Source organism: Silicimonas algicola (assembly GCF_003970735.1).
Lineage (GTDB): Bacteria > Pseudomonadota > Alphaproteobacteria > Rhodobacterales > Rhodobacteraceae > Silicimonas > Silicimonas algicola.
On sequence record NZ_CP034588.1, the window covers coordinates 3,514,976 to 3,530,870 of the forward strand.

The 15,895-nt window shown below is 64.8% G+C and carries 17 protein-coding genes; 7 read left to right on the top strand and 10 right to left on the bottom strand.

What is annotated here, in order from left to right:
• Nucleotides 1–18: 18 nt before the first annotated feature.
• From EF888_RS17275 to EF888_RS17290, 4 genes are all read right to left on the bottom strand, one after another.
• On the bottom strand, nucleotides 19–351 hold the full coding sequence (locus tag EF888_RS17275) for a tRNA-binding protein (RefSeq protein WP_109759621.1): 333 nt from the start codon (nucleotides 349–351) through the stop codon (nucleotides 19–21).
• Nucleotides 348–1,163: a pyrroline-5-carboxylate reductase gene (gene proC, locus EF888_RS17280; protein WP_109759696.1), complete on the bottom strand. Its 816-nt coding sequence runs from the start codon at nucleotides 1,161–1,163 to the stop codon at nucleotides 348–350. The genes EF888_RS17275 and proC overlap by 4 nt, the downstream gene beginning before the upstream one ends.
• Before the next feature lie 143 nt (nucleotides 1,164–1,306).
• Nucleotides 1,307–1,804 carry a type III secretion system chaperone family protein gene (locus EF888_RS17285; RefSeq protein ID WP_109759620.1) on the bottom strand — a complete coding sequence of 166 codons (498 nt, stop codon included), beginning with the start codon at nucleotides 1,802–1,804 and terminating at the stop codon, nucleotides 1,307–1,309.
• Nucleotides 1,805–2,053: 249 nt separating this feature from the next.
• A complete protein-coding gene (locus EF888_RS17290; protein ID WP_109759619.1) occupies nucleotides 2,054–2,305 on the bottom strand; it encodes an accessory factor UbiK family protein in 252 nt (83 codons plus the stop codon).
• Nucleotides 2,306–2,402: 97 nt separating this feature from the next.
• Between EF888_RS17290 and lgt the strand changes: the two genes are divergently transcribed.
• The 4 genes from lgt to EF888_RS17310 all read left to right on the top strand — a co-directional run bounded on the left by lgt (nucleotide 2,403) and on the right by EF888_RS17310 (nucleotide 6,189).
• Nucleotides 2,403–3,299, top strand: coding sequence for a prolipoprotein diacylglyceryl transferase (gene lgt, locus EF888_RS17295; protein ID WP_109759618.1), 897 nt, complete (start codon nucleotides 2,403–2,405; stop codon nucleotides 3,297–3,299).
• Complete coding sequence (locus EF888_RS17300; RefSeq protein WP_241239720.1) at nucleotides 3,296–4,363, top strand: class I SAM-dependent methyltransferase; 1,068 nt, start codon at nucleotides 3,296–3,298, stop codon at nucleotides 4,361–4,363. Before lgt ends, EF888_RS17300 begins: the two co-directional genes overlap by 4 nt.
• Entirely contained in the window at nucleotides 4,360–5,112 is a 753-nt protein-coding gene (gene pgeF / locus EF888_RS17305) for a peptidoglycan editing factor PgeF (protein WP_109759617.1), read from the top strand. The genes EF888_RS17300 and pgeF overlap by 4 nt, the downstream gene beginning before the upstream one ends.
• A gap of 291 nt (nucleotides 5,113–5,403) precedes the next feature.
• Nucleotides 5,404–6,189 (top strand): Hint domain-containing protein, encoded by a 786-nt coding sequence (locus tag EF888_RS17310; protein ID WP_109759616.1) that lies wholly within the window; start codon nucleotides 5,404–5,406, stop codon nucleotides 6,187–6,189.
• On the opposite strand, the gene EF888_RS17315 is transcribed toward EF888_RS17310, so the two are convergent.
• A complete protein-coding gene (locus tag EF888_RS17315; RefSeq protein WP_109759694.1) occupies nucleotides 6,190–6,690 on the bottom strand; it encodes an Lrp/AsnC family transcriptional regulator in 501 nt (166 codons plus the stop codon).
• Nucleotides 6,691–6,878: 188 nt separating this feature from the next.
• Here EF888_RS17315 and trxB point away from each other — a divergent pair, with 188 nt between their 5' ends.
• Entirely contained in the window at nucleotides 6,879–7,883 is a 1,005-nt protein-coding gene (trxB, locus tag EF888_RS17320; protein WP_109759615.1) for a thioredoxin-disulfide reductase, read from the top strand.
• A 66-nt stretch (nucleotides 7,884–7,949) separates the two neighbouring features.
• Here the strand turns inward: trxB and EF888_RS17325 are convergent, their stop codons facing one another.
• A complete protein-coding gene (locus tag EF888_RS17325; RefSeq protein ID WP_109759614.1) occupies nucleotides 7,950–8,507 on the bottom strand; it encodes a fasciclin domain-containing protein in 558 nt (185 codons plus the stop codon).
• A gap of 322 nt (nucleotides 8,508–8,829) precedes the next feature.
• On the opposite strand from EF888_RS17325, the gene EF888_RS17330 reads away from it, so the two are divergent.
• On the top strand, nucleotides 8,830–10,536 hold the full coding sequence (locus tag EF888_RS17330) for a bifunctional sulfate adenylyltransferase/adenylylsulfate kinase (protein WP_109759613.1): 1,707 nt from the start codon (nucleotides 8,830–8,832) through the stop codon (nucleotides 10,534–10,536).
• A gap of 135 nt (nucleotides 10,537–10,671) precedes the next feature.
• Here the strand turns inward: EF888_RS17330 and EF888_RS17335 are convergent, their stop codons facing one another.
• Both EF888_RS17335 and EF888_RS17340 read right to left on the bottom strand, forming a co-directional pair.
• The gene (locus EF888_RS17335; RefSeq protein WP_420902677.1) at nucleotides 10,672–12,012 is read right to left on the bottom strand and encodes an ammonium transporter; all 1,341 of its coding nucleotides are present in this window, start codon (nucleotides 12,010–12,012) and stop codon (nucleotides 10,672–10,674) included.
• A 36-nt stretch (nucleotides 12,013–12,048) separates the two neighbouring features.
• Entirely contained in the window at nucleotides 12,049–12,387 is a 339-nt protein-coding gene (locus tag EF888_RS17340; protein WP_109759611.1) for a P-II family nitrogen regulator, read from the bottom strand.
• A gap of 269 nt (nucleotides 12,388–12,656) precedes the next feature.
• Here EF888_RS17340 and EF888_RS17345 point away from each other — a divergent pair, with 269 nt between their 5' ends.
• Nucleotides 12,657–14,795, top strand: a complete 2,139-nt coding sequence (locus tag EF888_RS17345; RefSeq protein WP_109759610.1) for a transglycosylase domain-containing protein — start codon at nucleotides 12,657–12,659, stop codon at nucleotides 14,793–14,795.
• Here EF888_RS17345 and EF888_RS17350 read toward each other — a convergent pair.
• Together EF888_RS17350 and EF888_RS17355 are read right to left on the bottom strand one after the other, a co-directional pair.
• Entirely contained in the window at nucleotides 14,792–15,241 is a 450-nt protein-coding gene (locus tag EF888_RS17350; protein ID WP_109759609.1) for a GNAT family N-acetyltransferase, read from the bottom strand. The genes EF888_RS17345 and EF888_RS17350 overlap by 4 nt on opposite strands.
• Entirely contained in the window at nucleotides 15,238–15,879 is a 642-nt protein-coding gene (locus EF888_RS17355; RefSeq protein WP_109759608.1) for a phosphoribosylanthranilate isomerase, read from the bottom strand. The genes EF888_RS17350 and EF888_RS17355 overlap by 4 nt, the downstream gene beginning before the upstream one ends.
• Between the last annotated feature and the right edge of the window lie 16 nt (nucleotides 15,880–15,895).

A 15,895-nucleotide genomic window follows, 5' to 3' on the forward strand; every position in this document is an offset into this window, starting at 1 on the left:
CTTGGCCGAACTGCGCTGTCAGTACATCCGCCCACCGACCGGCACGTCCAGATCCGGGGTCAGAAGGACCACCTCGCCCTCCTCGTCCGGCACGCCCAGCACCAGCACCTCGGACATCACCGGGCCGATCTGGCGCGGCGGAAAATTCACCACCGCCAGCACCTTGCGACCGGGCAGTGTGGCGGGATCGTAGTGCTTCACGATCTGCGCCGAGCTTTTCTTCTCGCCAAGCTCCGCCCCGAAATCGACCCACAGCCTGATGGCCGGCTTGCGCGCCTCCGGAAACGGTTCCGCCCGCGTGATGACGCCCACGCGGATATCGACTTTCAGGAAATCGTCAAACGAAATCATTGCCTTCCCAGCTCCCGTCCCCGCTCGGCCGCCCGGTGGACAGCCTCTTTCAGAAGCGCCGGAAAGCCGCGCGTTTCGTCCATCAGCACCTCGAGCGCAGCCGCCGTCGTGCCGTTGGGACTGGTGACGTTGACCCGAAGCTGACCCGGATCCTCCTCTGCCTCCATCGCCAGCGCCCCCGCCCCGGCGACGGTCGTCCGCGCCAGTTCCAGCGCCAACTCCGCCGGCAATCCCTCGGCCTCGCCCGCCGCCGCCAGCGTCTCGATCAGGTGAAACACGTAGGCCGGTCCCGACCCCGACACCGCCGTCACCGCGTCCATCTGGTCTTCGCTCTCCAGCCGGACCGTCTGGCCGACGGCCGCAAGCAGTTGTTCCGCAAGGGAAACCTGCGCCTCGCTCGCAACCGCATTTCCCACGATTGCGGTGATCCCCCGCCCGATGGCCGCAGGAGTGTTCGGCATCGCCCGCACGATCGGCGTGCCCTCGCCCAGCATCTTCTCGAAAGTCGCAATCCGCGTTCCAGCGGCTATCGACACGAACAGCGTCCGTCCCCCGCCGTACCCGGTCTGCCCCGGCATCGCCTCGGCCATCATCTGGGGCTTCACGGCAACGACGATCACCGCCGGATCGGACGGCAGAGCGCCGTTGACCGAGACACCGGTGTCCGCAAGCCAGGGCGCCGGGTTGGGATCGACGACGCTGACCGACATTGGCGCCAAGCCCTTGGCAAGCCAGCCCTTAAGCATGGCGCCGCCCATCTTGCCGCAGCCGAGAAGCACGAGGCCCCTGTCCGAAATCGAGGTGAAATCCATCATCGTCCCTCCTGTTCCGTACTTACGGGATTTGGAGGATCAGGGGAACGCCTGCCGGACAAGACACCGGGCCGCGCGGTGGCGGCCCGGAGCGATGCCCATGTGCGACCGAAGGGAGGTCGGCCGCGCCGGGCGAAACGAGATCAGGCGCGCCCGTAGGTCTCGCCGATGGCGATCTTCATCGCGTTCGCGGGGTCCTCGTCGCCCCAGACCACGAGTTGGAAGGCGGGGTAGAACCTTTCGGCGGACAGGACGGCCGCACGGATCATGGTGTCGATCTGCTCGGGCGCGGCATACTGGCCGCCCGCAAGCACGAGGCCATAGCGCCAGACCATCAGCTTCTGCTCTTGCCAGTAAGCGAATGCGCCAGCCCAGCACAGGTCGTTGGCCGCGTTGAGCGTTTCGTACAGCTCCGGCCGCCGTGCCTTGGGGGGATCCATCTCGAAGGTGCAGATCAGACGCAGGGTCTCGTCCTGCGGTGACCAGGCCAAAGTGATCGAATAGGTCCGCCACTGGCCCTCGACCGCCATGGCGATCTGGTCGTCTCCCACGCGGTCGAAGTCCCAGTCGTGGTGCTCGGCCAGGGTTTCGACGATATCAATGGGATGAAGGTCTTCCGAGAAATGCTCGCTCAGCGACATGCGCCCTGCCTCATCGGTTGCGCCGGGTGCTCTTCTGGCCCCATGCTTTGATGACTGCTCTAGGTCCGGTAGTGATTAGCGCCCGACCTTACGAGATATGGTGTGCCTAAAGCGGGATCCTGTAAACCCCAAATTTCGGCAGCGCGGCATTTTCCGGGGGATAACGTCAGACCCACCTCGACCGACGGGTCCATCGGCGGGTTGGCAGGATGACGGAACGTGACGGGCAAGAAGCGGCCCGGGCAGACCTCAGGCGTCGGTCTTGCGCGCCTCGAGCGCATCGAGACGCGACTTCAGCGCCTCGTTCTCTTCCCGCGCCTTCTGAGCCATGGCGCGCACGGCGTCGAATTCTTCGCGGGTCACGAAATCGCGGTCGGCGAGCCAACGGTCGACCATGCCCTTGAAGGCCGTCTCGGCCTCGTCCCGCGCACCCTGGGCGACACCCATGGCGTTCGTCATGAGCTGCGACAGGTCATCGAGGATCTTGTTGCGGGTCTGCATCGTGCCATCTCCGGGTCGTGTTCCCCTCCTATATGGCCCACGCGCCCCGCTCTGCAAGGTTGACGCCACCCTCGCGCGCTGGCACCTCTCGCGCGTCATGCGCTTCGCGATCCCCTTCCCCGACATCTCTCCCGTGCTGGTCGAAATCCCGCTCGGCTTCGCCACCGTGCCGATCAGGTGGTACGCGCTGGCCTATATCGCGGGGGTGATCGCGGGCTACTACATCTTCCGCGCCCTGCGCGACCGCGCGCATCTCTGGGCCGGCGACACGCCGCCCCTCACCCGCCCGCAGATGGAGGATTTCCTGACCTGGATCGTGCTCGGCATCATCCTTGGCGGGCGGATGGGCTACGTCCTGTTTTACGGCGAGGGCCAGTTTCTCGAAGATCCGATGGCGATCCTTCGCGTCTGGGAGGGTGGCATGTCCTTCCACGGCGGTTTCCTGGGAGTCGTGATCGCAGGCCTCGTGTTTTCCTGGAAGAACGGCATCGACATCCTCAAGTTCGGCGATGGGCTTGCTGTGGCGGTGCCTCCTGGACTGTTCTTCGGCCGCATCGCGAACTTCATCAACGCCGAGCTTTGGGGGCGTCCAACGGACCTTCCTTGGGGCGTGATCTTTCCGGGCGCCGCAGCACAGACCTGCCCCCAGATTGCCGGCCTCTGCGCCCGCCATCCTTCGCAGCTCTACGAAGCCGCGCTCGAAGGCATCCTCCTCGGCGGTCTTCTTCTGTGGCTGTCGTTCCGCAGCGGGTGGCTCAAGCGCCCGGGATCGCTGATCGGCGTCTTCCTCGCAGGCTATGGCGTCTCGCGCTTCCTCGTCGAATTCGTGCGGCAGGCCGATCCTCAATTCATGTCGCCAGACAACCCCTTGGGCTATGCGGTCCAGTTCGGAAGCTGGGGCCTGACGCAGGGACAAAGGCTGTCGCTGCCCATGATCCTCGTCGGCCTGGGGCTTCTGGTCCTCGCGTGGCGGCGCGCCCGCCGGACGGCGTGAGCCTGAAGGACGTCCTGATCGCGCGGATCCGGGCCGCGGGTCCGATGACCCTCGCCGACTACATGTCGGAATGCCTGACGCACCCCCGGCACGGCTATTACGTCACGCGGGACCCGCTTGGGACGGCGGGCGACTTCACCACGGCGCCCGAGATCAGCCAGATGTTCGGCGAGCTTCTGGGCCTTTGCCTGGCGCAGGCCTGGACGGATCGCGGATCGCCCTCGTCGATCCAACTTGTTGAGCTGGGCCCCGGGCGCGGCACTCTGATGGCGGATCTTCTGCGGGCGACGCGCGGTGTGCCAGGCTTTCATGAGGCCCTTTCGCTGCACATGGTCGAGGCATCGCCCATCCTGCGCGACAAACAGCGCGAGACTGTGAGTCGCCCGATCTTTCACCATGACAGCCTCGGTGACGTGCCAGATGACGCACCTCTCTACCTTGTCGCCAACGAGTTTTTCGACGCCCTTCCGATCCGCCAGTTTCGCCGCGATGGCCCGGCGTGGCGCGAGCGGGTCGTGGGTCTGTCGGAGGGTGCCCTCGTCTTCGGGCTGTCCGGCCCGTCGCGTCCAGAACCGTTGGAGCCGCCGCTTGCAGACACCCGAGAGGGCGACGTGGTCGAAACCTCCGCGCCGTCTCTCGCCATCGTGCGCGACATCGCCCGCCGTGTGGCAGCGCGCAACGGCGTGGCGCTGATCGTCGACTACGGCGGCTGGCGCTCTCTCGGAGACACGTTCCAGGCGGTGAGCGATCACGCGACGGTCGATCCGCTCGACGCTCCGGGGGCTGCCGACCTGACCGCTCACGTCGATTTCGAAGCGCTGTCCCAAGCCGCTTCCGCAGATGGTGTCGCCGTCACGCCGATGACGCCGCAGGGCGTCTTTCTGGAACGGCTCGGGATCACGGTGCGCGCTGAGGTTCTCGCGGCGGGAATGAGCGGCGACGCCATCGAGCGGCACATCGCCGCGCATCGCCGCTTGACGCATCCCGAGGAAATGGGAACGCTCTTCAAGGCAATGGCCCTTTATCGACCGAAGACTCCCGCCCCCCCCGGATTCGATCCATGATCGAAGTCCTGACGTCCGAAGCGCTCGCGGCCGTGCGCCACGGCTTCTTCACCCGCAAGGGAGGGGCGTCGTCCGGCATATTCTCCAGTCTTAACTGTGGCTTCGGCTCGACCGACCAGACCGAGATGGTGGCGATCAACCGCAAACGCGTGGCGCAGGCCCTCGGGGTCGATCCAGACCGGCTGGCGACCGTACACCAGACGCATTCCGCACGGGCACTGACGCTCGACGCGCCGACCGAGCGCCCGGTCGAAGCCGACGCGATGGCCTCCGCCACGCCCGGTCTTGCGCTTGCCGTCCTCACCGCAGATTGCCAGCCCGTCTTGTTCGCGGACACGCAGAACGGAGTCATCGGTGCTGCCCACGCCGGATGGAAGGGCGCACTCGACGGCGTTCTCGAAGCGACGGTGGATGCCATGGAGGGCCTCGGCGCCGTTCGCGAGGCGATCACCGCCGTCATCGGCCCCTCGATCAGCCAGCGCGCCTACGAGGTCGGGCCGGAGTTCCTGGAACGTTTCGCGGACGAAGACGGCGCCAACACACGCTTCTTCGCGAACGGCGAAGGAGACCGCTATCTCTTTGATTTGATAGGCTTCGGCCTGCACCGGCTGCGAAGCGCCGGCGTCGGCGAAGCGCAGTGGATCGGCCACTGTACCTTTTCCGAACCGGACCGATTCTATTCGTACCGCCGCAGCGTTCATCGTCGCGAGGCCGATTACGGACGACTGATCTCGGCCATCCGTTTGTGAAAATCTGCGCGAAAGCGCGACCGAATTTCCTTCAATCCGTCATCACCTCGCCCAATTGCGCTGTCAGCAAGGTCTTGTCCGCAACAGGACGGACCAAGCGACAAGGACTGGCAGACATGACGTCGAAGCCGCGCTGGATGCGCAGTGTGATCGAAGCGGCCAAAGCCCAGAAGGGTCCCGTACTTCCGACACGCAGGGCGTCCGCCCGATCGACCGTGAGGTATGCCGCCGCGTCGAAAGCCTGAGGTCCCGCCGGCGCGTTTCGCCGGCCCGTAACGAGTAGAGGTTCTGATGAGTAGTAGGTCCTTCGCACAGTCGCGCCATGCCACGTCCACGCCCTGGACGGCCCGCCGCGACACCCGACCCGTTCCCGCAGCCCCGGCCCTGCCGAAGTCGCGCGTCACCCGCCGGTTCGAGATCGAATGGCTCGAAGACGGCGAGGTCCATAGCAGCACGACCGTCGCCCCTGCGTTGCCCGCCTTCGAACAGGCCTTCGGCGCCTTCTCCCACGGTGTTCTCTTCCAGACGACCGACGGGCCTGTCGCCATCGAGGATCTTGAACCCGGGATGCATCTGGAATGCGCGAACGGCAAGGTCAGCCAACTTCTGTGGAAGGGCGCCATCACCCTCGTGCCGGGGGCGCCGACGCTCGCCGACCGTCCGGACCGAATGTACCGCGTCATGCCCGATGCCTTCGGCCTTGCGCGCCCCGTTCAGGACCAGACCTTCGGTCCCCATGCCCGCAGGCTCGATCGCGACGCCAAGATCCGGGGCGCCATCGGGTCAGAAGCCGCCCTGGTTCCCCTGTCGGCGATGGCCGACGGAACGGCTGTCATCGAGGTCACGCCGCTGTCGCCGACACGCGTCTACCACTTGGCCTGCGAAGGGCATGAGACGCTTCTGGCGGCCGGGCTCGAGGTCGAGAGCTTCCATCCGGGGCCGGAACTTCCCCTGTCCCTGTCCGAGGAGATGCTGGCGCTTTACATGGCGTTCTTCCCGCACCTGTCGACAATCCGGGATTTCGGCAGGCTGGCGGCACCTCGCCTGACAGCGGAGGATTATCTCTCGATCATCTGATCAGGCCGACCGAACGAGCCTTTGCTCGAGCACGTCGAAGGGCACGCCGGGGTCGTCCTTGGCGCAGCGTATGACCAGCGAGGTTTTCACGCCGACCACGTTCGGCGCCGACGTGAGCTCTTCGGTCAGGAACCGCTGAAAGGTCGACAGGTCGGGTGCCACGCACTTCAGGATGAAATCCACCTCGCCGTTCAGCATGTGGCACTCGCGCACCAAAGGCCAATCGCGACAGCGCTTCTCGAACGCGGACAGGTCGCTTTCAGCCTGGCTCTGCAGCCCGACCATCGCAAAAACCTGCACCTCGAAGCCAAGGGCGCGAACATCGACCGACGCATGATAGCCCTTGATGTAACCCTGCTCCTCCAGGGTCCGGACACGGCGAAGACAGGGCGGCGCCGAGATGCCGACACGGCTGGCGAGCTCGACGTTCGTCATGCGCCCGTCGGCCTGAAGCTCGGCGAGAATCTTGCGGTCGATCGCGTCGAGTTTCTGGTGCGCCATGATGAGCCGCGTCTCCACCTGAGGGTTTTTCAAAAACTACAGGCGCACCGTGTCTTGCGCAATATAATTTCCCAATTGCGCAACATTGGAAAAGCCTTCGCGCCGGATTCACGGAAACGCAGCCGCAATCTTCAAATCGCTCACAGACGAGGATATCTCTCCACCGCAAGACGCCATAGGGGGACGACATGGCCGAGACGAAACACGCCAAGGTGCTGATCATCGGGTCCGGGCCGGCAGGTTATACTGCCGCGGTCTACGCCAGCCGCGCGATGCTCGACCCCGTCTTGATCCAGGGCATCCAGCCCGGAGGCCAGCTGACCATAACGACCGAGGTCGAGAACTGGCCGGGCGAGATCGAGATCCAGGGGCCGGACCTGATGGTGAAGATGGAGGCGCATGCCCGCTCGGTCGGCACCGAGATCGTGCCCGACATCATCATGTCGCTCGACCTTTCCCGTCGCCCGTTCACGGCGAAAGGCGACTCCGGCACGACCTACACCGCCGACGCTCTGATCCTCGCCACCGGCGCCCAGGCCAAGTGGCTCGGGCTTCCGTCGGAGGAGCACTTCAAGGGCTTCGGCGTGTCGGCCTGCGCAACCTGCGATGGCTTCTTCTACCGCGGCCAGGACGTCGTGGTGATCGGAGGCGGCAACACGGCCGTTGAAGAGGCTCTGTTCCTCACCAATTTTGCGTCGAAGGTCACGCTGGTCCACCGCCGAGACGAACTGCGGGCCGAGAAGATCCTCCAGAACCGGCTGTTCAAGAACCCGAAGATCGAGGTGCTGTGGAACCACTCGATCGAAGAGGTCGTGGGCAGCGACCAGCCGCGCGGCGTCGAAGCGGTGCGAGTGAAGGACGTCCATACCGGAAAGATCACCGAGATCCCCTGCAAGGGCTTCTTCGTCGCCATCGGCCATGCGCCGGCGTCCGAACTCGTGAAGGACCAGTTGGACCTGCATCACGGCGGATACGTCGTGACCGGGCCCGACTCGACGGCAACCTCGATCCCTGGTGTCTTCGCGGCGGGCGACATCACCGACCACGTCTATCGCCAGGCCGTCACATCAGCCGGGATGGGCTGCATGGCGGCGCTCGAGGCCGAGCGTTTCCTGGCGGAAGTCGGCGAGGTGCAAGGCAAGGACGAGACCGAGCCCCTGGGTTATGGCGCCCCGGTCGACGCCGCCGAATAGGAGACCGCCCTGCCGATCTTCCGGCAGGGCGGCTCCTCGCTTTTCACTCGTTACTCAGGGGGAAACTCAGGAAGCCGGCAGCAGCACCTTGTCGATGACGTGAATCACGCCGTTCGACTGGTCCACATCGGCGATCGTCACGGTCGCGACGTTGCCCATCTCGTCTTCGAGCATGATCTTGTCGCCTTCATAGGTCGCCTGCAGCGTGCAGCCGCCGACAGTCGGAACCGGGTGCTTGCCGGAGTCATCGTCGATCATGCCCATGATCGCGTCCGACATCGCGTCCGCAGCGACGACATGGCAGGTCAGGATCTTGGTCAGCTGATCCTTGTTTTCGGGCTTCAGCAGGTCTTCGACGGTACCAGCCGGCAGCGCGGCAAAGGCATCATTCGTCGGCGCGAAAACGGTGAAGGGGCCTTCGCCCGACAGCGTCTCGACAAGGCCGGCGGCTTGGACGGCGGCGACGAGCGTGGTGTGATCGGCCGAGTTGACGGCGTTTTCGACGATGTTCTTGTCGGCGAACATCTCGGCACCGCCCACCATCGGGTTGGCCATCGAGTGGCTTTCGGCGGAAACGGACGACGCGGCCAGCAGGGCGGCGAAGGTCAGGGCAACGGTTTTCATCTAGTTCTCCATCTCGTGGGGCAAGATGTTCGCCCCCTCTGCAGACAACCACGGGCGCTTCTGCCCCGCTGTTTCCGGGGTCACGGCGTCGTGATGTTTTCCCGGCTGCACCGCTGGAAAACCGCACGCGATGAGCCGTACGGGTGGGCTTTGCGGATGCTTCGGGAACAGTCTCCCGCTCAATCGAAGGATTGTGGAATGCCCTCGGCGGAAACTAGTGCAGGCGCGGTACAGCCCGACCTAATCGGGTCCGACATGCTTGCGTTCCGCAGGCACTGGCGTGTACCTGCGCGCGACTTCAATGAATTGACCGAGTGACCGAATGCAAATCGCGAACCACGCCCCGATCCCCGAGCTCTATGTCTCTTACGAAAGCGCGCAAAAGCTCAAGAAGGAAGCCGCCGACCTCAAGAGCTGGGACATGACGCCCCGCCAGATCTGCGACCTCGAGCTTCTGATGAGTGGTGGCTTCCACCCCCTCAAGGGCTTTCTGACGCAGGAAGACTATACGGGCGTTGTCGAGAACATGCGCATGGCGGACGGCACCCTCTGGCCGATCCCGATCACGCTCGACGTCGCGGAAGCCTTTGCCGAGGGCGTGGAGCTTGGCCAGGACATCGCCCTGCGCGACCAGGAAGGCGTGATCCTCGCCACGATGACCGTCACCGACCGCTGGACCCCCGACAAGGCACGCGAGGCCGAGAAGGTCTTCGGCGCCGACGACAGCGCCCACCCTGCGGTGAACTACCTGCACAACCACGCGGGCAAGGTCTATCTGGGAGGTCCGATCACTGGCATCCAGCCGCCGATCCACTACGACTTCAAGGCTCGCCGCGACACGCCGAACGAATTGCGCGCCTATTTCCGCAAGCTGGGCTGGCGTCGCATCGTCGCCTTCCAGACGCGCAACCCCCTGCACCGTGCCCACCAGGAGTTGACCTTCCGCGCGGCCAAGGACGCCGCCGCGAACCTGCTGATCCATCCGGTCGTGGGCCTGACCAAGCCGGGCGACGTCGATCACTTCACCCGCGTCCGCTGCTATGAGGCGGTTCTGGACAATTACCCTACCGCCACCACCACCATGTCGCTTCTAAACCTCGCCATGCGCATGGCTGGCCCCCGCGAGGCGGTGTGGCATGGTCTGATCCGCCGCAACCACGGCTGCACCCACATGATCGTCGGGCGCGACCATGCGGGGCCCGGCAAGAACTCGAAGGGCGAGGACTTCTACGGCCCCTACGAGGCGCAGGAGCTGTTCGCCAAGCACCAGGACGAGATCGGCATCGAGATGGTCGATTTCAAACAGATGGTCTTCGTCCAGGAGCGAGCGCAGTACGAGCCCCGCGACGAGGTCGAAGAAGGCGCGACGATCCTCGACATCTCCGGCACCGAACTGCGCCGCCGTCTGCGCGAGGGTCTGGAGATCCCCGAGTGGTTCTCGTTCCCCGAAGTCGTCAAGGAACTGCGCCGCCGCTATCCGCCACGATCGCAGCAAGGATTCACCGTGTTCTTCACCGGCTTCTCGGGCTCTGGCAAGTCGACCATCGCGAACGCGCTGATGGTCAAGCTGATGGAGATGGGCGGTCGCCCCGTCACGCTTCTCGACGGCGATATCGTGCGGAAGAACCTTTCGAGCGAACTGGGCTTTTCGAAGGAACACCGCGACCTGAACATTCGCCGCATCGGCTATGTCGCCTCCGAGATCACCAAGAACGGCGGCATCGCGATCTGCGCACCGATCGCACCCTATGCCACCACCCGCCGCGCGGTTCGCGAGGACGTCGAAGCCTTCGGTGCCTTTGTCGAGGTCCACGTCGCGACGTCGCTCGAAGAATGCGAGCGCCGCGACCGCAAGGGCCTCTACAAGCTGGCGCGCGAGGGCAAGATCAAGGAATTCACCGGCATCTCCGATCCCTACGACGTGCCTGCGAACCCGGAACTGAGCCTCGACACCGAGAACACCGAGGTCGACCACTGCGCCCACCAGGTTCTCCTGAAACTCGAACAGATGGGCCTTGTCGCGGGCTGAACCCTGAACGGCTGATGAGCGAACGGCCCGTCTCCTGACCGGAGGCGGGCCGTTCTCTTTTGTGTCCCTGTCCCGGGATTGAAAAGGCCCGGGCGCGAACGCCCGGGCAGATAGGCCACATCAGGGGGAGGACCGTCAGTAGCTGTAAGCGGATTCGCCGTGGCTCGTCTGGTCGAGGCCCTGGCGCTCTTCCTCTTCGGTCACGCGCAGGCCCATCAGGCCCTTCACAACCATGAAGAGGATGAAGGAGACCACACCACACCAGATCACCGTCACCAGCACAGCCTGGATCTGGATCATCGTCTGGCCAGCGAGCGAGTAGTCGTCGCCGCCGGTGCCGCCCAGACCCGGAGCGGTGAAGATGCCCGTGCCGACGGCGCCGATGATGCCGCCGATGCCGTGGATGCCGAACACGTCGAGGCTGTCGTCATAGCCGAACTTGTTCTTGATGACGGCCACGAAGAAGTAGCATCCGAGCGACGCGACGGCGCCGAGGACGATCGCCCCGATCGGGCCGACCGTGCCACAGGCCGGCGTAATCGCGACGAGACCGGCGATCATGCCCGAGGCGGCGCCCAGCATGGAAGAGTGCTTGCGGGTCATCTTCTCGATGATGTTCCAGGCGAGGATTGCACCAGCCGTGGCAAGGAAGGTGTTGATCATCGCGAGACCCGCACCGCCGTTCGCCTCGAGGTTCGACCCCGCGTTGAAGCCGAACCAGCCGACCCAGAGGATCGCGGCTCCGACAAGCGTCAGCGTCATCGAGTGCGGCGCCATGTTGTCCTTCCGGAAACCGACGCGCGGCCCGATGATGATGCAGCCGACGAGTGCCGCGATGCCTGCGTTGATGTGGACCACGGTGCCGCCAGCAAAGTCGATGGCGCCCCAGTTGAAGATCAGCCCGGAGGCGTCCCAGACCATGTGCGCGACGGGGAAATAGACGAAGGTCACCCAGAGCGCGATGAAGACCATCAGCGAGCCGAACTTGATGCGCTCGGCGAAGGCGCCGACGATCAGGGCCGGGGTGATGGCGGCGAATGTCATCTGGAAGGCGATGAACACGTATTCCGGGATCACGACGCCATCGGTGAAAGTGGCAGCCATGGAATCCGCCGTCACGCCCGAGAGGAACAGCTTGCCCATCCCGCCCCAGTACGGCGACGTGCCGCCGCCGAAGGCGAAGGAATAGCCCCAGAGCGCCCAGATCACCATGCACAAGGCAGAGATGGTCGTGCACTGCATGAGAACGGACAGCATGTTCTTCGACCTGACGAGACCGCCGTAGAACAGCGCGAGGCCCGGCAGGATCATGAACAGGACGAGAAGCGTCGCGGTCATCATCCAGGCGACATCGCCTTTGTCCATCGTCTCGGTAACCACTTCGGTGACTGCCTCGGCAGTGGCCGCCTCCTGCGCCAGCGCCGGAAGGGCCGAGAGAAGCGTCGCCGCACCTACCAGCCCGAGAGTTTTCTTCAGTTCCATCTATCTACCCCTTGGTCGGTATGGTGCGATTCAGATCGCGTCTTCATTGGTCTCGCCCGTGCGCACGCGCAGGGCGGACTGGACGTCGAGGACGAAAATCTTTCCGTCGCCGATCTTGTCGGTCTTGGCGGTCGAGGCGATCGTCTCGACGACCTGGTCGGCCATCGAGGACGGCACAACGATCTCGAGCTTGACCTTCGGCACGAAGTTCACGGCGTATTCCGCACCCCGGTAGATTTCAGTGTGTCCCGACTGTGAGCCGAAACCCTTGATTTCGGTCACCATCATGCCGCGCACCCCGATCGAGGTGAGCGCTTCGCGCACCTCTTCGAGCTTGAACGGCTTGATCGCTGCGATGATGAGTTTCATGGATCCCCTTCCGCATGATCGCGGCGCACTCCACGCCGCACTCGTGGACCGACATGACGGCTCAACGAACGGGCTCACAAGCGCGAGGCTGAGGGGGAAACGCACAGGAAAGGTTTATGTGGAACAATATTTGCACAATTTATGTGCTTTGATTAATTTTTGTGCGACATGAGGATGAGCGTGTCCCCGACCTCTGCACGTTTGCCGCTCCACTTCGGGGAGTCTTCGCATTATGTTGGCCTCCGAGGCAGGAACAATGGACCGGGCGTATGAGTAGCTCGAACGGGAAGCGGCCCTTGGTCGCCGACAAGCGCGCGACTTCGCGCAAACCGAAATCGAAGCCCGCACCAGCGCGAGCCAAGAAGCCGCGCCGCGTCCGCGCGGCGAGCCGCAATCCTGTGGTCTGGCTTTTCCGTGCGGTTGTTCGTCTTGTCTGGGGCGTGGGCTGGCGCGTCGGCGCGCTGGTCCTCATCGTGACAGCCTTGGCCGTCATCTATTATGCAGCGACCCTGCCTCCGGTCAGTGCGCTTGTCGACGGGCGCTCGCGCGGTTCTGTTACGCTTCTTGACCGCGATAACAAGGTGTTCGCCTGGCGGGGCGAGCAGTTCGGTGGCCAGATCAGCGCGGATACGGTGTCACCCCACCTGCGTAACGCAGTCGTTGCGACCGAGGACAAGCGGTTCTACGGGCACTTCGGCCTTTCGCCTCGCGGCATCGCCAGCGCCGTCCGCATCAACCTCGCCGAGGGGCGCGGACCTTTGTCGGGCAACGGCGGCTCTACGATCACGCAGCAGGTCGCTAAGCTTCTCTGCCTCGGCGTGCCCTATAGCCCGGAAAGCGGGATGACCGAGGCCGAGTACGAGACCGAATGTCGTCGAACGACTCTGGGCCGCAAGGTCAAGGAAGCCGTCTATGCCATGGCGATGGAGTTGCGATATTCGAAAGATGACATCCTTTCGATCTACCTCAACCGCGCCTATCTGGGCGCCGGCGCGCGCGGCTTCGAAGCGGCGGCGCAGCGCTATTTCGGCAGGTCGGCGAACGAGCTTCTGCCATCCGAGGCGGCGATGCTCGCCGGTCTTCTGAAGGCGCCAAGCCGCTATGCTCCGACCGCGAACCTTCAACTCAGCCGGGACCGTGCGGCCACCATCGTCAAGCTGATGGAAGAGCAGGGCTACCTGACTGCCGCAGAGGCCGAGGAGGCCCGCCGCACGCCCGCGACCCTGTCCGAAGCGGCCGAGGCGCGCGCAGGGGGCTATTTCGCCGATTGGGTCATGGACATGGGGCCGACCTTCCTGACCGAGGAGACGACCGAGGACGTGGTCATTCAAACCACCTTCGACCAGCGGATCCAGAAGGCGGCCGAGGAAGGTCTTCAGTACATCTTCGACAACAAGGTCCGCGACGGCTCCGAAGCGCAGGCAGCCATTGTCGTGATGTCTGCCGACGGCGCGGTGCGCGCCATGGTGGGCGGCCGCAAGTTCAAGGGTGTCGCGGGTCAGTTCAACCGGGCAATTCAGGCGAAACGCCAGACCGGCTCGGCGTTCAAGCCTTTCGTCTATGCTGCAGCACTGGATATGGGCTTTCCCCCGAACACGACCGTTCGAGACGAACCCTACTGCCTCGACGTGCCGGGATCGGGCGAATGGTGTCCCGAGAACTATACCCGCACCTTCGCGGGTACGGTCACGCTGACGCAGGCCCTGGCGCAATCGCTGAACATTCCCGCCGTCAAGGTCTTCGAGCGGGTCGGCCGCGAGGCCGTCGTCAAGATCGCCGCCGACTTCGGACTGGCAAGCGATATCGCGGTCGGGCCTGCCGTGGCGCTTGGCTCGTCCGAATCGACCCTTCTCGAAATGACGCGCGCCTATGCGGGCATCCTGAACGGAGGCTCCTCCGTCGATCCCTACGGACTGATCGAGCTGCGGCTCAAGGGCGAGGAGAAGCCGCTTCTGGTCCAGGAAGGCGGCATCGGCGAGCGCGTCATCCAGGAAGGCGCGGCCCGCCAGCTCACCTTCATGATGCACCAGGCGATGGAAGTCGGGACTGGAACGCGGGCACGGCTCGAGGGGCGGCCCGCAGCGGGCAAGACGGGCACGACCAGCGCGTCGCGGGATGCGTGGTTCGTCGGGTTCACGGCCGACTATGTCGCAGGCGTCTGGATGGGATACGACGACAACACGCCCCTGACCGGCGTAACAGGCGGGGGTTTGCCTGCCGAGATCTGGCACGAGGTGATGACCCGCGTCCACGAGGGGCTTCCCGTGCATGAGCTTCCGATGGAAGCGCCTCAGGCGGTCGCTCAACAGGCCGAGCCACGGCGCCAGCAGCCGACGCGAAACCAGCCCGGAAATCAGACCGAGCGTGTCATCATCAACATCCTGAACGAACTCTTCGGGTCGCGCTAAAGGGTCTTCTTGAAGCCGATGTGCGTGTCCTCGTAGCCCGCGCGGCGATAGAAGTCGTGTGCGCGGTCGCGGACGCGATTCGTCGTGAACTGAAGGAGCGTTGCACCGCCGGCCCTGGCCCGCGCTTCGGCGTCGGCCAGAAGCGCAGCACCGATCCCGCCGCCCCGCAGGTCGGTCGCCACGCGCACCCCTTCGATCTGCGCGCGCGTCGCGGCGTTCAATGAGATGCCGTGAATGATCGTCAGCTGATAGGTGGCGACGATACGACCCGCATCGTCCTGACCGACGATCAGCCGGTTGAAACCGTCTCGCGCCATGGTGCGGAACGCATCCCGGTAACGAACGAGGTCGCCCCCTTCGCGACCCCTCCCGAGCGCGTCATCCGTGAGAAGGTCGACCACGGCAGGCAGATCGCCCTCGGCAGCCTCGCGGAACGTCACGCTCACCGGAGTGCGTCCACGAAAGCCTTGATGAGGCTCAGGTCCTTGACGCCCGGCGCGCTCTCGACACCAGATGAAACATCCACCTGCGGCGCACCCGTCAGTGCGACGGCTTCCGCGACATTCGAAGGCGTCAGCCCGCCGGCCAGCATCCAGGGCAAGGACCAGCGACGGTTTGCAATCAGGCGCCAGTCGAAGGACAGACCGTTCCCGCCCGGCAGCGCGCCCGCGGTCGGAGGTTTCGCGTCGACAAGGATCTGGTCCGCGACACCGGCGAAATCGTCGAGCAGCGACAGGTCGGCCGCATCTGCGATTCCGATCGCCTTCATCACGGGCAGTCCATAGCGCGTGCGCACTTCGGCCACACGCTCGGGCGTCTCGCTGCCGTGTAGCTGAAGCATGTCCAGCGGCACCAGGCGGTCGATGTCGTCGAGAAGCGCGTCGTCTGCATCGACGAGGAGCCCGACCTTGGCGACACCGGAGGGTACGTCGACGGACAGTGCGCGCGCCTCGTCAGGCGTCAGGGCGCGCGGCGACCTGGGGAAGAACACGAATCCCACATAGGACGCCCCCGCCTCCGCTGCGGCGGCGACGGCTTCGGGGGTCCTGAGACCGCAAATCTTGACGCGGACGGTGGATTGCATGGGCGCGGTCTAGCGC